General features: G+C 32.3%; 12 protein-coding genes. 6 read left to right on the top strand and 6 right to left on the bottom strand.

Annotated features, from left to right (window positions below; genetic code table 11):
• The first annotated feature begins 216 nt into the window (after positions 1-216).
• The 3 genes from WNY60_RS07465 to WNY60_RS07475 are packed head-to-tail and all read left to right on the top strand — an operon-like array spanning position 217 to position 2,602.
• Positions 217-1,614: a M20/M25/M40 family metallo-hydrolase gene (locus WNY60_RS07465; RefSeq protein ID WP_342862003.1), complete on the top strand. Its 1,398-nt coding sequence runs from the start codon at positions 217-219 to the stop codon at positions 1,612-1,614.
• 32 nt (positions 1,615-1,646) lie between these two features.
• Positions 1,647-2,213, top strand: coding sequence for a hypothetical protein (locus tag WNY60_RS07470; RefSeq protein ID WP_342862004.1), 567 nt, complete (start codon positions 1,647-1,649; stop codon positions 2,211-2,213).
• Positions 2,214-2,227: 14 nt separating this feature from the next.
• On the top strand, positions 2,228-2,602 hold the full coding sequence (locus WNY60_RS07475) for a glyoxalase/bleomycin resistance/extradiol dioxygenase family protein (protein ID WP_145002453.1): 375 nt from the start codon (positions 2,228-2,230) through the stop codon (positions 2,600-2,602).
• 18 nt (positions 2,603-2,620) lie between these two features.
• Here the strand turns inward: WNY60_RS07475 and WNY60_RS07480 are convergent, their stop codons facing one another.
• Positions 2,621-4,114 (bottom strand): PAS domain S-box protein, encoded by a 1,494-nt coding sequence (locus WNY60_RS07480; RefSeq protein ID WP_342862005.1) that lies wholly within the window; start codon positions 4,112-4,114, stop codon positions 2,621-2,623.
• 242 nt (positions 4,115-4,356) lie between these two features.
• A complete protein-coding gene (gene lysA, locus WNY60_RS07485) occupies positions 4,357-5,565 on the bottom strand; it encodes a diaminopimelate decarboxylase (protein WP_342862006.1) in 1,209 nt (402 codons plus the stop codon).
• A gap of 194 nt (positions 5,566-5,759) precedes the next feature.
• Here lysA and sucC point away from each other — a divergent pair, with 194 nt between their 5' ends.
• Entirely contained in the window at positions 5,760-6,950 is a 1,191-nt protein-coding gene (gene sucC, locus WNY60_RS07490) for an ADP-forming succinate--CoA ligase subunit beta (RefSeq protein WP_145002444.1), read from the top strand.
• Positions 6,951-7,045: 95 nt separating this feature from the next.
• Here sucC and WNY60_RS07495 read toward each other — a convergent pair whose 3' ends face one another.
• Positions 7,046-7,378 carry a DUF1456 family protein gene (locus WNY60_RS07495; protein WP_339808524.1) on the bottom strand — a complete coding sequence of 111 codons (333 nt, stop codon included), beginning with the start codon at positions 7,376-7,378 and terminating at the stop codon, positions 7,046-7,048.
• A gap of 433 nt (positions 7,379-7,811) precedes the next feature.
• On the opposite strand from WNY60_RS07495, the gene WNY60_RS07500 reads away from it, so the two are divergent.
• Positions 7,812-8,213 (top strand): TerB family tellurite resistance protein, encoded by a 402-nt coding sequence (locus WNY60_RS07500; RefSeq protein ID WP_145002438.1) that lies wholly within the window; start codon positions 7,812-7,814, stop codon positions 8,211-8,213.
• 36 nt (positions 8,214-8,249) lie between these two features.
• Here WNY60_RS07500 and uvrB read toward each other — a convergent pair whose 3' ends face one another.
• The gene (gene uvrB, locus WNY60_RS07505; protein WP_145002435.1) at positions 8,250-10,253 is read right to left on the bottom strand and encodes an excinuclease ABC subunit UvrB; all 2,004 of its coding nucleotides are present in this window, start codon (positions 10,251-10,253) and stop codon (positions 8,250-8,252) included.
• Between the two features lie 173 nt (positions 10,254-10,426).
• Here uvrB and WNY60_RS07510 point away from each other — a divergent pair, with 173 nt between their 5' ends.
• On the top strand, positions 10,427-10,783 hold the full coding sequence (locus tag WNY60_RS07510; protein ID WP_342862007.1) for a hypothetical protein: 357 nt from the start codon (positions 10,427-10,429) through the stop codon (positions 10,781-10,783).
• A gap of 34 nt (positions 10,784-10,817) precedes the next feature.
• Here the strand turns inward: WNY60_RS07510 and WNY60_RS07515 are convergent, their stop codons facing one another.
• Positions 10,818-13,148, bottom strand: a complete 2,331-nt coding sequence (locus tag WNY60_RS07515) for a choice-of-anchor L domain-containing protein (RefSeq protein ID WP_342862008.1) — start codon at positions 13,146-13,148, stop codon at positions 10,818-10,820.
• Between the two features lie 59 nt (positions 13,149-13,207).
• Entirely contained in the window at positions 13,208-18,025 is a 4,818-nt protein-coding gene (locus tag WNY60_RS07520) for a choice-of-anchor L domain-containing protein (protein WP_342862009.1), read from the bottom strand.
• Between the last annotated feature and the right edge of the window lie 20 nt (positions 18,026-18,045).

Here is an 18,045-nt window from a genome sequence, read left to right on the forward strand (position 1 = left end):
TGGGAGTTACCACAAGGGTCGCGCTTTCCATTATATCTTTTTTTGCCATATATGGCAGCAAAAAAAGGATGTCATTTCAATCGCTAACGCAAACCACAAGACCTGAAAAAAACAACAGTTAAGGTCAATCAAAATAAAACAAGAGACCTGATAGGATTAATATTCTATCAGGTCTTTTCATATATAAATACTATCTTTAAAGTAAAATTACCAACCATGAAAAAACTAGCAATTCTTTTTGCACTATTACTATCCATTACAGCCTCAGGACAATCGGATCAAGACGCATTAAAAACTATTTACAGCCAATCGTTAACTAATGGTAAAGCGTACCAATGGTTAGACCATTTGTCTAATCAAATTGGAGGACGTTTGTCAGGATCTGTAAACGCAGAAAAGGCAGTACAATACACAAAAACCGAACTAGAAAAACTAGGATTAGATAAAGTATGGCTTCAAGAAGTTATGGTGCCAAAATGGGAACGTGGTGCAAAAGAAGTCGCACATTTTACAAGTAATAACAACAAATTTGAAGTCAATATTTGTGCTTTAGGTGGCTCAGTAGCGACTGCCAATTCAGGATTAGAAGCTACGGTAATAGAAGTACAAAGTTTTGAAGAGCTTGCTGCACTAGGTGATAAAGTAAAAGGAAAAATTGTCTTTTTTAATGGCGCAATGAATCCAGAATTAATTCACACCTTCGAGGCTTATGGAGGATGCTCTAAACAACGTTATGCAGGAGCTTACGAAGCAGGAAAACTAGGAGCAGTTGGTGTAATTGTAAGATCGCTTAATTTACGTCAAGACGATTTGCCACACACAGGAAGTATGGGTTACATGGATTTGCCTAATGAGCAACGTGTACCATCTGCAGCAATCAGTACCAATGATGCTAATAAATTATCTGAAGCCCTAAAAAAAGATGCCAATCTAAAATTCTACTTTAAACAAAACTGTAAACAGTTTGAAGACGTTTTGTCATACAATGTTATAGGTCAAATTACTGGAAGCGAATTCCCAGAAGAAATTATGGTTGTTGGAGGTCACTTAGATTCATGGGATTTAGGAGACGGATCGCATGACGATGGAGCAGGAGTAGTACAATCTATGGATGTTATTAGATTATTAAAAGAGAGCGGAATCAAACCAAAACGTACCATCAGAGTTGTGCTGTTTATGAATGAAGAAAATGGACTGCGTGGCGGAAAAAAATATGCAGAAGAAGCATTGCGTAACAACGAAAACCATGTTTTTGCTTTAGAGAGTGACTCTGGAGGGTTTACACCTCGAGGTTTTAGTTTTGATTGTAGTGAGGCAGCATTAAACAAAGTATTAAGTTGGGAGTCCTTATTTAAACCGTATCTAATTCATTATTTTGAAAAAGGATATAGTGGTGCAGACATTGGACCACTAAAAAACGATCACATTGTTTTGGCTGGCTTACGTCCAGATTCGCAACGCTATTTTGATCATCATCATGCAGCAAACGATACCTTTGATGCAGTAAATAAACGCGAGTTAGAGCTTGGCGCAGCAACCATGACAAGCTTAGTGTACCTATTTGATAAATATGGAACAAGTAATATCCCTCAGGTTAAAGAGTTTAAGGATTAATTGTTGTATTTAACTGTTTCAAATTTTTAAAAATGAAAACACTAGTGCTTTTTTTATCATTACTAATTACAACAAATATGGTGGCTCAATCAGATTCAAATATTCCGTATTATGAGCTTCCTGAAGTATCAGAGCATTTTACAGCTGGTACTGTTGCAGCTAGACAAATAGATGCACTAGGCTTTAGATTTTATCACGCAACAGATGGGTTATCAGCAAAAGATTTAGACTTTAAGCCTTCAGATTCGGTTAGAACAACAGCCGAAACCATAAAACATATTTATGATTTGTCTATAATCATTTTAAATTCGACTTTAAAAAAAGCAAATACTAAAGATGCTCTAAAACTATCTTTTGAAGCACAGCGTGTAGCGACTTTAAATAATTTAAAACAAGCTGCAGATATTTTAAGAAGTAGTGATGATATTTCGCAATTCAAAATTATTTTCGGCGAAAGCCAAATCCCGTTTTGGAATAATATTAATGGACCAATCGCAGATTCTATTTGGCATTGTGGTCAAATTGCATCGTTTAGACGTGAAACCAATAATCCAATCAGTCCCAATGTTAATCATTTTACAGGAACGGTTAAAAAATAAATAATTATAATTTTATGACTCCAATTCTACATCAAATTCATCCTATACTTCCTGTTCAAAACGTATTAGCTGCTTTGTTTTTTTATACGCAAAAATTAGGTTTTGAAATCGCATTTGCAGACGATTCTAAAGATCCAAAATACGTAGGCATTAAAAGAGACCATATAGAAATACATCTAATATGGAAGGATGAAAAAGAGTGGGATTTTACTATTGACAGACCTATGTTGCGTATTGTTACACAGCATGTAGATGTTTTATATCAAGAATATAATTTTAAAAATGTGTTTCCTAAAGAGACTGAAGTTATAAAATCAGATTGGGGAACAAAAGAGTTTTCGTTTTATGATTTATATAACAATGGGTTAACCTTTTATCAAAACAGTTAGTTAAAAACCAGTTAGTTTTTAATTTTTAAAATATAAAGTAAAAGTAGTGCCTTGATCTACAATGCTTTCTACTTCAATTTTACCACCAATTGCATCTATTTGATTTTTTACTATAAATAACCCTAATCCTCTAGAGTCTTTATGCTTGTGAAAAACATTATACATCCCAAATAGCTTGTCCTTATGTTTATCTAAATCAATACCTTGACCATTATCACTAATTTTTAATATGGTATATACTTCAGTTTTGTAGGCTTTTAGTGTTATTTCAGGGTTTACATTTTGTCTTCTATACTTAATTGCGTTTGTTAAAAAGTTTATTAAAATGCTATCCAAGTAAGCAGGTATTGCATTAACAGTTATATTGTTATCGATTAATATTTTAACATCAACATTGTTGGATATAGTAGCTGCTGTAATGTTAGACATGGCATTGTTACTATATTTTAATAAGTTTAGTGGTACTAAAGCTTCCTTATCTAAAGCACTATACAATGCTACTTCATTTAAGTTTTCAATAGTTTCATTTAGATTACCTATGGCTTCTTGCATTAAAGGAAAATATTCATCTTTAGTGTTTTCAGGATAATCTTCCTTTTTTAAAGTTAACAACATTTCTAAATTCCCACCATGTGACCTTAAGTTATGTGAAACAATTCTAGCAAAGTTTAAAAGCCTGTCGTTTTGTTTAGAGCTAATAGCTAATAAATCGGATATTTTATTTTTACTAAGTTCAATTTCAGAAATATCATTAATGTTTGCTATAAAATGCTGAGGATGTCCATGATCGTCTCTTACTATTGTTGCTGATAAATTACAATATAAAACCTTCCCATTTTTATGAAGGTACCTTTTATTAACTGTAAAATTGTCTGATTTTCCGGATAAAAGTAAAGTAAGTTCCTTGTTTCCTATTGTGAGGTCTTCTTTATATGTGATGTCTTTAAAACTTAATTTTAAAAGTTCTGATTCAGTATAACCTAATATTCTACAAATGCTATTGTTTACTTTAAGCCAACCACCAGTCAAGCTAACTTTAGCCATTCCTGTTAAAGAGTAGTCAAATAGCGATCTAAATTCTTTCTCTTTTATTAACGTTTTTTTTGATTGCAGTGTTTTTTGTGTAATATCCTGAAAAACACCTCTAAGTGCAACGCAAACCCCATTTTTAAATTTAGGATGTCCAATGGATCTTACCCATTTTTCTTCTCCTTTTGAAGTTATAATGATAAACTCATCATCAAAATTTTCTCCTTTTTGTAAGGCTTTTTGAAATAAGTCTAAAATTTTCTCACGATGTTGTCCTTTTTTATAAAAGTTAATGGCAGTATCAACATTTGGGACGTAATTGGCAACAACATCATGGATTTTTTTTGTTACGCTACTCCATTTTAAAGTATTTGATAACATATTTAATTCCCAGGATCCAATAGCTAGAGCATCTTCAATAGTATTTAAAAAACCTTTATCAAGGATTTCATCAGATAATATCTCGTTATTATCAGTTTGCATAGTTAGGGAATTTGAGGTAGTTGCTATTAATTGTTAAAAAATAAAATAATTTTATTCTTTACAATGGCGAATCTAAGTAATAAAACGGATTAAATACAAGTAATTAGGTTAAAATACGTTAATTTTAACTTTTAAGTAGCTTTTAACTTACAAATATACTGGAGTGCGTTGTCTAATTTTAGATATTTAACTACAAATAGCCAATTTGGTAAAAATTAGCCATTTATAGGCTTTGAAAATTATTATTTAAACTTAATCTCAATTTGATTTTGTATTAGATCCTCAAACGTTTCGCGTTTTCTTATTAAATGTGCTTCGCCTTTATATACTAAAACTTCAGCAGGTCTATATCTAGAGTTGTAATTACTAGCCATAGAGTAGCAGTAAGCTCCAGCATTACTAAAAGCTAATATGTCGCCTTCGTTAATTTCAGAAATGCGTCTGTTGTTGGCAAAGGTATCCGTTTCACAAATATAACCTACTACACTATAAAATCGCTCGCGACCTTTAGGGTTGGAGATATTTCTAATTTCATGTTGTGAACCATACAACATTGGTCTTATTAAGTGGTTAAAACCGCTATCTACTTGAGCAAAAACAGTAGATGTTGTTTGTTTTACAACATTAACGTTAACTAAAAACTGTCCAGCTTCACTAACTAAAAATTTTCCAGGCTCAAAAGCTAAGGTTAAAGGTTTGCCATAATCCTTACAAAACTGATTAAACCTTGCACTTAGTTTGTCTCCTAACTCTTCAATATTTGTTTCAATATCTCCAGCTTTATATGGAACTTTAAAACCAGATCCAAAATCTATAAACTCTAAATTTTTAAAGTGTTGTGCAGTATCAAACAATATTTCGCTAGCATATAAAAACACATCTATGTCTAGAATATCGCTTCCTGTGTGCATGTGTATACCATTAATATTCATTTTAGTATTTTCAACTATTCTTAAAATATGTGGTATTTGATGTATAGAAATTCCAAATTTACTATCAATATGTCCTACGGATATGTTGGTGTTTCCGCCAGCCATCACATGAGGATTTATTCTTATACAAACAGGTATGTTTGGATATTTAGTACCAAATTGTTCTAAAATAGATAAATTATCAATATTGATTTGACAACCTAATTTGGCAACACTTTCTATTTCATGCAAGGACACACCATTAGGAGTAAAAATAATATTTTGTGCTTTAAAACCTGCAGCTAAACCTAGTTGTACCTCTTGTATAGACACAGTATCTAGTCCTGCACCTAGTTGTTTCATCAGCTTTAATATAGATATATTAGATAATGCTTTAACAGCATAATTAATTTTTAATTGTTTAACACTTTTAAAAGCAGAGGTTAGTCTATTATATTGTTGTGCGATTTTATCTGCATCGTATATGTATATAGGACTATCAAAGTCTTTAGCTATTTGTAGTAATTGATTGTTTTGCATCTCAAATTTTTTTCAAAGTTATTTTTTTAAGCCTATTTAAAAATTAAAACAACATAATATTACACATTTAAAACAAATTGTTAATTATTTAACAAAATTAAAAAATGGATTTACTTATTTTTTCATAATTAAATATTAGGGTAAGTAAATGTGATTATTTACTTTTGTAACACTAAAATTTTACTCTATACAAGATGAATTTACACGAATATCAAGGAAAAGAATTATTAAGCAGCTTTGGCGTACGTATTCAACGTGGTATTGTTGCACAAAATGCTGATGAAGCGGTTGCTGCAGCTAAAAAATTAACTGAAGATACTGGAACAGGATGGCACGTTGTTAAAGCGCAAGTTCATGCTGGTGGACGTGGTAAAGGTGGTGGAGTTAAGTTGGCTAAAAACTTAGACGCAGTTAAAACTATCGCTGGAGAAATTATAGGAATGGATTTGGTAACACCTCAAACTTCAGCAGAAGGTAAGCGTGTGCACCAAGTATTAATATGTGAAGATGTATACTATCCTGGAGATTCTGAGCCAGAAGAATATTATATGTCAGTATTATTAAATAGAGCTAATGGACGTAACATGATTATGTATTCTACAGAAGGTGGAATGGATATTGAAACTGTTGCAGAAGAAACTCCGCATTTAATTTTTACAGAAGAAATTGATCCTGCAACTGGAATCTTACCTTTTCAAGCACGTAAAATTGCTTTTAACTTAGGGTTATCAGGAGCAGCGTTTAAAGACATGACTAAATTTGTAACAGCATTATACACTGCTTATGACAAGTCAGACTCTTCATTATTTGAAATCAACCCAGTTTTAAAAACTAGTGATGATAAAATAATGGCAGTTGATGCTAAAGTAACCATTGACGATAACGCATTATTTAGACATAAAGATTTAGCAGCAATGCGCGATTTACGTGAAGAAAATGCTATTGAAGTTGAAGCAGGAGAACAAGGACTTAACTATGTTGACCTTGACGGAAACGTAGGTTGTATGGTAAATGGTGCTGGTTTAGCAATGGCAACTATGGATTTAATTAAGCAAGCAGGTGGAGAGCCAGCTAACTTTTTAGACGTTGGTGGTACTGCAGATGCAGCAAGAGTAGAAATTGCTTTCGAGCTTATTTTAAGAGATCCAGCTGTTAAAGCAATTTTAATTAACATTTTTGGTGGTATCGTTCGTTGTGATCGTGTTGCTCAAGGTGTAATTGATGCTTACAAAAACATGGGTAACATTAGTGTACCAATTATCGTACGTTTACAAGGTACTAATGCAGATATCGCTAAAAAATTAATTGATGATTCTGGATTAGATGTAATGAGTGCTACAGAGTTCCAAGAAGCAGCAGACAAAGTACAAGCAGTATTAGCTTAATACTTTAATATATATACTAAAAAAAGAGCAACTTAAATAGTTGCTCTTTTTTTTTGTATAAAATTAATTATCCATTTGCCTAAAGTAATTACAAATTACTTATCGTCTCTTTTAGGACGTGTATTGGGCTTATTAAAATTCTTTTTATTGCTAAAGGATTTATTTTTCGCTTTCGCTGAAACTTCGCCTTTAGGTTTTTCTCCTTTTTTAGGCATTGGACCTCTTAAATGAATAACTAAACCATTTAAAAAATTTCGTAAAATTTGATCACCACATTCTACATAATTTGGATGGTCTTCTCTTCTAAAAAAAGCACTTAGCTCTGTTTTTGTAATTCTAAAGTCTACTAATTCTAAGATTTCTACAATGTCAGTATCTCTTAACTGATGTGCAACTCTTAGTTTTTTAAAAATATCGTTATTAGTCATTTGTCGTGTTTAAAAAGCAAAAGTACAAAATACAAAGTATAAAAACAGGTTCCATAAGTTTAATAGAATTTCAATTTCAAAAATCTATTTTTAAATTATAATAGGTTTAAAATTTATACATGAGATGTAGTTTTAGCGGTTGTAATATTTTAATGTTTTTTAAAAAAGTGATGTATTCAGTTTTATAGATTTTAATTTAATACTTTTATTTAAGTCTCTTAAAATTAACGAATTAATAATTGGTTAATAGCGTTTTAAAGGTCAAAATTAAGGTTGTAATTCATTTTGTTTTTAGAGTTTTAAAATTTAGATTAGACAGAAATATCTAAAAAAACGATGTATAGCTATGTTATTTTCGATAAGCTACGTGCTTTCAACGATTATTAATTATGTTTTATTCTTAACTTTATAAAGTATAATTAATCCCTTATTTATGCCTAACAGAGTAGAGAAGTTAAGTTTATTATCAGAAATGATTGCATTTGCAAAAAGTGATGACAGTATAAAATCTGTTGAATATAATTTTTTGTTAGCAGTTGCAAAACAGTTAGAAATCTCTAGAGAAGATTTTGATTACCTTATTAATAATCCTGTTAATAGAATGGTATTAAAATCGCATAGCGAGCGTATTGTTCAATTTCATAGAATGGTATTGTTAATGCATGTTGATCAAGAACGTACACAACAAGAGTTAGCTAAACTTTATAATTATGGATTGCGTATGGGATTAAACCATGAGTCCATTACTAAGGTATTATATCTAATGGAGGGCTTTCCAGATATGATGGTTCCTGCTGAGGTTTTGATAGATATCTTTAAAGTGCAGTATAATTAATATTAGGTATACTTTTTTTAAAACAATTAAATATAACTAGGCTTTCAACTCTTCAAGTTTACCTTGAAACATTTTAATTTCGTCACGTAATTTAGCTGCAATAATAAAGTCTAATTGCTTAGCAGCTTCCTCCATCATTTTACGTTTTTCTCTAATTTTCTTTTCTAAATCTCCTTTACTTAAATATTCGCTTTCAGGCTCTGCAGCACGTGCAGCTTCCAACTCATAACTATAAGTACTAACAGAGTTTTGTGTTAAAGCACTATCTAAGCTTTTATTTAATGCCATAGGCACTAATTTGTTTTTTGTATTGTAGGCTATTTGTTTTTCACGTCTATATTCGGTTTCGTCAATAGTTTTTTGCATGCTGTTAGTTATTTTGTCAGCATACATGATTGCTTTTCCGTTAAGGTTTCGTGCTGCACGACCAACGGTTTGGGTTAAAGATCTTGCAGATCTTAAAAATCCTTCCTTATCCGCATCCAAAATAGCGACTAAAGAGACTTCTGGTAAATCTAAACCTTCACGTAGTAGGTTTACACCAACCAAAACATCATAAATACCTTTACGTAAATCTTGCATGATTTGGACACGCTCTAAAGTATCGACATCACTATGTATGTAGTTCACTCTAATATTGATTCGGCTTAAATATTTGGTTAATTCTTCAGCCATACGTTTAGTTAATGTGGTAACTAAAGTACGCTCGTCTTGTTCAATGCGCTGTTGTATTTCTTCAATTAAATCATCTATTTGATTTAAGCTTGGCCTAACTTCAATTATAGGGTCTAATAGACCTGTTGGACGTATCACTTGCTCCACATAAAGTCCATCTGTTTTTTGAAGCTCGTAATCTGCTGGAGTAGCACTTACATAAATTACTTGATTTTGCAAGGCTTCAAACTCTTCAAATTTTAAAGGTCTGTTGTCCATTGCAGCAGGCAATCTAAAACCGTAATCGACTAAGTTTTCTTTTCTGCTTCGGTCACCACCATACATAGCGTGTACTTGTGATACAGTCACGTGACTTTCGTCAACAACCATCAAATAATCATCCGGAAAATAATCTAATAAACAGAAAGGACGTGTACCAGGCTCACGACCATCAAGGTAACGTGAGTAGTTTTCAATTCCAGAACAATAACCCAATTCGCGTATCATTTCTAAATCAAACTCGGTACGTTCTTTTAATCGTTTTGCTTCTAGGTGTTTTCCTATTTCTTTAAAGTAATCGTATTGTTTAACTAAATCGTCTTGTATAGATTTTATAGCATTTTGTAACACGTCAGGAGAGGTTACAAACATATTTGCAGGATAGATTGTTAGTCTATCGTATTTTTCAACTATTTCGTTTGTTTGAATATTAAAGGATTCAATTTCTTCAATTTCATCTCCAAAAAAGTGAATTCTAAATGCATCATCTGCATAACTTGGAAAAATATCCACTGTATCTCCTTTTATTCTGAAATTTCCATGTTTAAAATCAGCTTCCGTACGTGAATATAAACTTTGTACTAATTGATGCAATAATTTGGTGCGTGAAATTTGTTGGTCAACTTCAATAGAAATAACATTTTTCTGAAACTCGACTGGATTTCCAATACCATATAAACAAGATACTGAAGCTATAACAATTACATCACGACGTCCAGATAATAGGGAAGAGGTTGTGCTTAATCGCATTTTCTCTATCTCTTCGTTGATAGATAAATCTTTTTCTATGTACACACCAGAAGTTGGTATGTAAGCTTCAGGTTGGTAATAATCATAATAAGACACAAAATACTCGACAGCATTATCAGGAAAAAACTGTTTAAACTCAGAGTATAACTGTGCAGCTAATGTTTTGTTATGTGCTAAAACTAATGTTGGTTTTTGTGTTTCTTCAATAACATTGGCAACAGTAAATGTTTTACCAGAACCTGTAACACCAAGTAACGTTTGGTATTTATCTTGTCCATTTAATCCACCAACCAATTGTTTGATTGCTTGAGGTTGATCTCCTGTGGGTTTAAACTCTGATTTGATTTTGAATTTCATAATGTAAAATTACAGAATATTAAGCAGATATTTATTTAAAGGAAGGTTAAGGTTTATAGCCAAAAACTACTAAAATTATAAAAAATATAAGTTTTTATAAAAAACTACACATTTCATTTTTAATTAACTGATAATTAGTATATTAAAACAGTTTTAATGGTAGGTTTCATTTTATGAAAAAAATTATAGGCATCATATTAATTGTTGTAAGCATCCTATTTACTTTTGTAGGTCTTGTAAATTTGCTTGATAGCAAACCAAGTGATGCTCCAATTTGGGCTGAATTAATAACATTATTTATTTTTATTGGTATTGGATATTTGGGTATTAAGCTTTTTAAAAGCAAGAACAATTTTAGAGTCAATCGACCGGATTGGGGAGAATTCGATTTTCTTAATTTGATTTTGGCAGTTGTATTTATTATTGTTGGTATTATTGCTTTAAATGAAGGCGTAGTGTCAATGCAAATAGCAGGATTTATAGGAGCGACTAAATTTTTATTTTCATTTATTAGAGGTTTTTTTCGATAAAAGTAATTTTACTTTATTATCTAGATAATTAGCACTAACGAATTAAACTAAAATGACCTCTGATTTTTTGACCATTAGATCTAGAAACTAAATACCAGTAATCATTACTAGGTAATAATTGGCCATTTAAAGTACCATCCCAACCTGAAGATTGTGGATTTAAAAGATGAATTAACTTACCATAGCGATCAAATATTTTAATATCTAAATCCGTATTAAAAGCATCATTAATACCTATTGGTTTCCAAAATTGATTGTAATTATCTCCATTTGGAGTAAAAAATTGTGGAAAGCCTAAGATGGCAATGGTTTGCTCTGACATTCCGCAGCCATCAATTTCTCTAACATAAACTGTATGAATGCCTGGAGACACATTTGAAAACGAATTAGAGGGTTGATATGTCCCATTGTCTAAAGCAAATTCAAAATCTCCTGTGTTAGATAGCGTTACCGTCACTGTATTGTTGGTTGTTAATTCTGTATAGTCTACATTTTCAATTATAGGTGCTTCAATTGAAGTAACTGTTATGTCTCTGGTGTTTGAGCAACCGTTGGTGCCTGTAATAATAACAGTATAAACTCCTATTTGGTTTGCTTCAATAAAAGAGGTGTTTACTCCAGTGTCTACTCCGTTTAATAACCATTGGTAGTAATAGTTATTTGGTAAGTCGTTTAATACTCCTCCATTTAAGGTTATGGTTTCAGGAAAATTATTTAAACAATATTCAAAGCTTTCGTTTTCCGAAATTTCTGGTGTAAAAAGTACATTTAAGTTAACGTCTGTTACAGCATAACAATCCGATCCATTAGTGGTTACTTGTGCATAAATGGTTTGAAAATCTGGAATTGTAGAGTCGAAGTTTGTTGGCAACGGATTGTTTTCCGCGAAAGCGTCCTCTTGCGTTAAATAATAATTTACAGTAGCTCCTGCTGGAACTAAAGGTGTAATTTGGGTGCTTACTTGGCTTAAATCAAAAGTGGTTAATCCATCAATTATGGCATCGTCACAAGCGTCTAAATTATAAGTAGGTAAATTATTATTTGAAATTTGTAACGTTATCTGACTTATAGCTGTACAATTGGATAAATTATTTATAACTAAAGCGTAAACCACTTGATTGATTGTAGTATTTTGAAAACTATCAGGCGTTGTTATGGCATTTATTTGTTGTTCTGCATCTGTTAACGCATTATAAAAACCAATGATAGATAAATCTGGATTGCCAACAGTAATGGTTTGATCTGTATCAAATAAATTATAAGTTGTTATGCCATCTTGCTCTAAATCGCATTGGGTTAAGGTTGTGTTTATGGTTGTAGGTGCAGGAAACTGCTCAATCACAATTTCGCCATAAGATATGCAACCATTGGATAAGGTTACCTCTACATTATAAGTTCCAGTATCTGCTACTGTTAGGATAGGATTAACTTCAGTAAGAAGCTCTGTACCATCTTTAAACCATTTGTAAATTATGGCTCCAGTTTGTGTGGCATCTAGGTCTATGCTTTGGTTTTCGCATAGTGCGTTGTTTGTAGACTCAAGTAAGTTTGGACCTAAATCTGTAGTTAATTCAAAACTTCCAGCTTCTAAAAATACAGCAGAATCATATCTGTAGTTTTGTTCATCTGCGATTACCAATTTAACTTCGTAAGTGGTATTAGGTACTGTGTTAGCTACTGCAGACAGGACTTTGGTTTGACCATTAAAGTTAATTGGTGCAGTATTATCATTCCAGCTTCCAAAATAAAATTCGTTTTCTTCTTGACAACCGCCAGGTATTTCTGGGTGAACAGTTGTCACTTTTACAGGAACTTGAGTGCCAGGAACAAGTGCAATATTTTCGTAGTCTGTTGTGCCTATTTCACGAATTAAAAATCCAAATAGGTCAGAATATTGGCATGTGTTGGCGTTGTTTTCTTGATATTCTTCTGAAGCAAAAATATAATTAAAGCTAATTTGTGTAGCCTCAGAGGTAAACTGAAACTCTAATATGGTTGCATTTAAAGTATTAGTTTCGTCTAGTGCAATCTCCAAATCTTGGTCACCATCCCAACCAGAAGCATCATCATCACTTAAAGAATCGTTAGGACCATCAACATTACTTAAACGACCTGTACTTAAAACAATTCCGCTTTGAAAAGGAAATGTGGTACCTGTGGCGTCAAAATATCCATAACTTTGGTCTGATCCTCCAAAATTACCACCAACAACATTAGTTACTTGTACATTTGTAATACAACTACTATCAATTAAGATATCCTCTACAAGTTGCTGAGGTGTATAGGTTTGAACATCTGTAACTACGTTTTGAGCAGATGAAAAACTTACAATTAAAAATAGAATAATAAAGAGTCTTTTTTGCATACCTTTTTAATGGTTTGCAAAGGTAAAAAAACAATTTTTGTTAAATGAAATTTGAAATGTTAAAGCTTAAGTGTAAAATGTCCTTTTTTCTGAAACGCTATAGCTCCTTTTTTTATGTCTGCAACGTACCAATAATCACTTGCAGGCATTAAGTTGCCATTATATCTGCCATCCCATCCAAGAGAAGCATGTGTTAATGTTTTTAGTAATTTACCATAACGATCGTAAATATTAACCACAGTACCTTTAAGTTGGTTTACACCAGTAATATGCCAATAATCAAAATAGCCATCACCATTAGGTGTAACAAATTTTGGTACATCTATTATAACTACCTCTTTGGTTGTTGAGTTACATCCATTTAAATCTATTACAGTTATTGTATGTGGACCAATTGGTACATTACCAAAAATGTTAGAGTCTTGAGGGTCTAAGTCGTCAAGCTGATATAAATAATCACCAATACCAGAAACGGTTACTGTAATATTATTTGGGTCTGAAAAATCTACTGTTTCGGTAAAGTCAATAGTTGCAGCTTCTGACTCTGAAACGGTAAAAGTCGCTGTAGAAGTACAGCCAAATTGTGATGTAACGGTTACTGAGTATGTTCCTATTTCTGTAATTTCAATATAACTTAAACTACTACTTGTAGACCAGCTATAACTGTCTGTTGGGATATTAGTTTCGGCAGTTACTATTAATGGTAAGTTTTCTAAACATAACACTTGGTCTTCAATATCTACTTCTGGTTTTCTGCTAACAATAGTCGCAAAGCTTGTGGTGTTAAAACATCCTGTAGCGTTGTTTTCTATTCTTACATAATATAGTGTGTTGTTTTCTGAGTCTACAAGTAAATCTGTTAATGCATTTGTATTATTAACAGCATCGTTTTGTGTTGTAAAATAAGATACACTAAAGTCACTAGGGTTTTGTCCGGCTAATGCGAAAGGAGTTTGTTGACTTAAATCAAAGATGGAGAATGTGTCAAAATCATCATCGCAATTTTGTAAATCTAACAATGTACCTAAATTAGGTGTTGGATTTACTGCCAAAACAAAAGGTTGAATAGTAAAACAAGCACTGCCTGTGTAGTTAGCACGAGCAAATACAGTATTATTTGCTACACTATAAACGTAATTTGTATTTAATGGATTTTGTTCTGATTGAGCATCTGCTTGATTAGCATAATAAGCAATTTGAATGTCTAATGTTGTGTCAATCAATGCAGTTAGTGCGTTGTTTAAATTATATGTAAAAGTAGCATCTTCGCAAATATCTAAAACCACGTTTGGAGTAATAGTAGGAGGCACGTCTACAATTAAATCTAAAGGTATTTGTGCATAACAATTAGATACAGTATTAGATATTTTAATAAACACAGTCTGTGGATTAGATGTGTTGGTAAAATTAGAAGGATCAGTAATTTGATTGGTTCCAAGCTCTAGATCTGTAACAGATGTAAAGTATTCAATTACAATATTGTCTTGTCTAATAGATAGAACCTCTACTTCTGATTGTGTTAAATCAAAACTACTTAAGCCATCTAAATCATCATCACATTGTTGTAATGCACTAGCTACATTAGTTTGTGGTACAGCAATAACGTTAAACTCAAAACTAGTAATGCCTTTACAGTAAGTACCATTATCTACAGTAACAAAAATTTGCTGTGGATTAACAGTTGTTGTAAAGTTATTAGGTAATGGATTAGATTGTGTTTCGGCATCAGCCATATTAAGGTGGTAAGTGATGCTTAACGTTTCAGGAGAACCTGCACTGATTTGTGTTGAAATTTCTGAAAGATTAAAGGTTTCAAACCCATCATTACTAACATCGTCACAAACAAATACATCTGTAGGATTGTTGTAGATTGGGTTAGAACCCACTTCTATTTGAAAAGATGAGGTACCATAACAATCTGTATTTGTATAATTTTGAACACGAACATATATGGTTTGAGGGTTTGATGTATTTTCAAAAACGGTTGTTTTGTCTATAGCGTTGCTGTTGCTATCTGCATCAGCTTGCGATAAATAATAAAGAACTTCTTTACCAATTTGTCCATTTAATATTTCTGCATCTTTATCAATAAAAATAAACTCTCCGATTTGATTACCATCAGTTTCACAATTAATTAATGTTGTTATTGGATTAAAAACAGGTAATGTATTTACATAAATAGTGATAACCTCAATAGAGTAGCAACCAGTAATACTGTTTTCTATTCTTGCAAAAACCATTTGCGTATTAGCATTGTAGTTTTGGTAATCTGCTATGGCATCTGTATTACTTTGAGCATTGACTTGAGAGTTATGAAATGTGATTGTTCTGTCTGATGTGTCAGATACCATTTGATTAATAGTAGTTGATAAATCAATTATAGAAAAACCATCTTGATCGTCATCACAAACCAATATGTTATCAGGAGTTGTTGTGGTTGGAGCAGGTAATACATTAATTGTTAGGTTTGATGTAGCACTGCAACCATTCTCGTTTTGTACTCGTACATAAACCGTTAATGGATTAACTGTATTGTAATAAAACGCAGGTAAAGGGTTTGAGTTAGACTGACTGTCTGCTTGAGTTTCAAAATAAGAAACCGTTCCACCTGCAATATCTGTTGCAACGTAATCATCAAACGTATGTAAATCTATACTAGTAAAACCATCGTCATCTGTGTCACAATAATCTTGAGAGGTTAGTGTTTGAATATCAAACCCATCGTTGATTATTAATTGTATAGTTGCGTTGTGTGTACACGTTAAGCTATTTAATACAATGTATAATGTTTTTGGCGACGCATTTACAACATACTGTACATTTTGATTAATTGGGTTTATGTTAGCCAATTGGTCTGCTTCAGTTTCGTAAAAGTCAATAGTAACATCTTCTAATCCATTAATTATGGCTTCAGCTACTTGTAATAAATCAAAATCCACAATACCATCGTTTGATGGATCATCACATTCAAAATAATCTGTTATTTCTGTACCTGTTTCTAATAAAAAAGTGTGAATCTCTAATGGTACTACAGATGCGCAACCAGTTGTGTTATCTTCTACTCTGATAAAAACAGTTTGCTGAAAATCTGTAGTATTAGGGAAGTTGGTCGGATTAGCAATAGGGTTTGTACCACTATTAGCGTCATCCAATGTTTCGTGATATGTTACATTTACATTAGTTAAGCCTTGTAGTACATCATCAATATTTTGAGTTAAATCAAAGGTGTCAAAGCCATCTCCATCAGAATCACAAGCGTCTAACATTTGCGTGTCTGGATTTATTGCAGGATTAACATTGACTTGTATGTCTAAAGTTGTGGTTGTATTGCATCCCGTAGTTATATCTATGATACTAACATATAATGTTTCAGTACTAGTAGCAGGAGTATAAGGCGAAGCTATTGGGTTTAATCCACTTTCGGCATCAGCCAAATTATAGTGGTAATTAACATTATAATTACTGTTACCATTTGATATTTCGTCATCTTTATCTGTAAGTGGCACAGAAGCACCTCCTGCAGAACATACAGTTAAAGGTGTTGGATTGGTTATAGTTAAGTAAGGGTTAATTATAAGATTAAACATACCAATATACACACATCCTGAAGCATCATCTTGAACGCGGTAAAATATAGATTGTGTTGACGTTGTACTTAAATAATTTACTAGGGCATTTGTGTTATTTTCTGCTTCGGTTTGATTAAGATGAAACGTTGTAGTATACGATGCACTTGGTAAAGCAGCTTCAGCTTCCGATATTTTAATAGATAAATCAAAGTTTTCTTCTCCATCGTTAGATACATCGTCGCATACAATTATGTCTGTTAATGTATCTGCAAGTTGTATGCTATTAAGTGTAACGTTTACTGAATCTTCAAACGTGCAAAAATCGGCATTTAAAGGTACAGTAATTTCTACTTTATAATTACCGTCAGTATTTACTAATAACGTGCTTCCGGTTTCTCCTGTGATAACAGTGTCATTAAATAACCAAGTGTAAGTTGCTAAAGGATTGTCTGTATTGGCATCTAGAGTTACTGTAGCATCACATGTTGTTATATCATCTCCAAGGTTTACACTATCTGTAAAACTATTTCCTTCTATAAAAACAGCTGTATCAAAGTTTCGGTCTGTTTGATCTGCTATAATTAATTTTATATTGTATTGTACATTAGGTAATATGCTTGCAGAAGCAGTTAAAACAGTTGTACGACCATTAAAATTTGTATCTCCAATGTTATAACCTTCAAAATAGGCATTGTTTTCTGCAGGACAAAAACCTACGATTTCGTCATGAATTGTATTTGTATTTACAGCAGTAGACGTTCCGGGAACTACTGCAATGTTTTGATAAGGATTACCACTTCCTGCCTCGCGAATTAAAAAAGCAAAACCATCCGAGTATAAACAAGGATATTCAGCAAAATACTCTTCTGAAGCTAAAATGTAATTAAATTGAACATTGCTTGATGTAGAAATAAAATCGAATTGTATAGAGGTTGCGTTTAAGGTATTGTCTATGCCTAAAGCAGCTTCTAAATCAGGATCTGTACCCCAAGCAACAGTCCCTTCATTTAAAGGGTTGGTATTTTGTGTGTTTCCTGCTGATGTAGCGCTACCTGTGGATAGCATTATTCCGTTTTCAAAAGGAAAACCCGAACTTGCATTTTCAAAATAACCAAAACTGGAAAATCCATTAACATTTCCGTTAATGGTAGATGTAATATTTGTTACTTCAACACAACCTTGTACTAAATTATTTTCTACAAGTTGTTGGGCTGTAAATGAGTCGTCTACTGTAATTTGTTGTGCATGAGTAGACAAGCAAAACAAGATAAATGTAGCAATGATTGGGGTTTGTAGGTTAAGTTTCATTGACAATAAGGGAATTTAAA

The organism is Olleya sp. AS48 (genome assembly GCF_038900355.1).
Classification (GTDB): domain Bacteria; phylum Bacteroidota; class Bacteroidia; order Flavobacteriales; family Flavobacteriaceae; genus Olleya.

Coding starts and splice junctions, on each gene's coding strand:
- WNY60_RS07495 (WP_339808524.1), bottom strand. CDS start 7,378: ATGACTAATAACGATATTTTTAAAAAACTAAGAGTTGCACATCAGTTA.
- WNY60_RS07480 (WP_342862005.1), bottom strand. CDS start 4,114: ATGCAAACTGATAATAACGAGATATTATCTGATGAAATCCTTGATAAA.
- lysA (WP_342862006.1), bottom strand. CDS start 5,565: ATGCAAAACAATCAATTACTACAAATAGCTAAAGACTTTGATAGTCCT.
- WNY60_RS07510 (WP_342862007.1), top strand. CDS start 10,427: ATGAAAAAAATTATAGGCATCATATTAATTGTTGTAAGCATCCTATTT.
- sucC (WP_145002444.1), top strand. CDS start 5,760: ATGAATTTACACGAATATCAAGGAAAAGAATTATTAAGCAGCTTTGGC.
- WNY60_RS07520 (WP_342862009.1), bottom strand. CDS start 18,025: ATGAAACTTAACCTACAAACCCCAATCATTGCTACATTTATCTTGTTT.
- WNY60_RS07470 (WP_342862004.1), top strand. CDS start 1,647: ATGAAAACACTAGTGCTTTTTTTATCATTACTAATTACAACAAATATG.
- WNY60_RS07500 (WP_145002438.1), top strand. CDS start 7,812: ATGCCTAACAGAGTAGAGAAGTTAAGTTTATTATCAGAAATGATTGCA.
- WNY60_RS07515 (WP_342862008.1), bottom strand. CDS start 13,148: ATGCAAAAAAGACTCTTTATTATTCTATTTTTAATTGTAAGTTTTTCA.
- WNY60_RS07475 (WP_145002453.1), top strand. CDS start 2,228: ATGACTCCAATTCTACATCAAATTCATCCTATACTTCCTGTTCAAAAC.
- uvrB (WP_145002435.1), bottom strand. CDS start 10,253: ATGAAATTCAAAATCAAATCAGAGTTTAAACCCACAGGAGATCAACCT.
- WNY60_RS07465 (WP_342862003.1), top strand. CDS start 217: ATGAAAAAACTAGCAATTCTTTTTGCACTATTACTATCCATTACAGCC.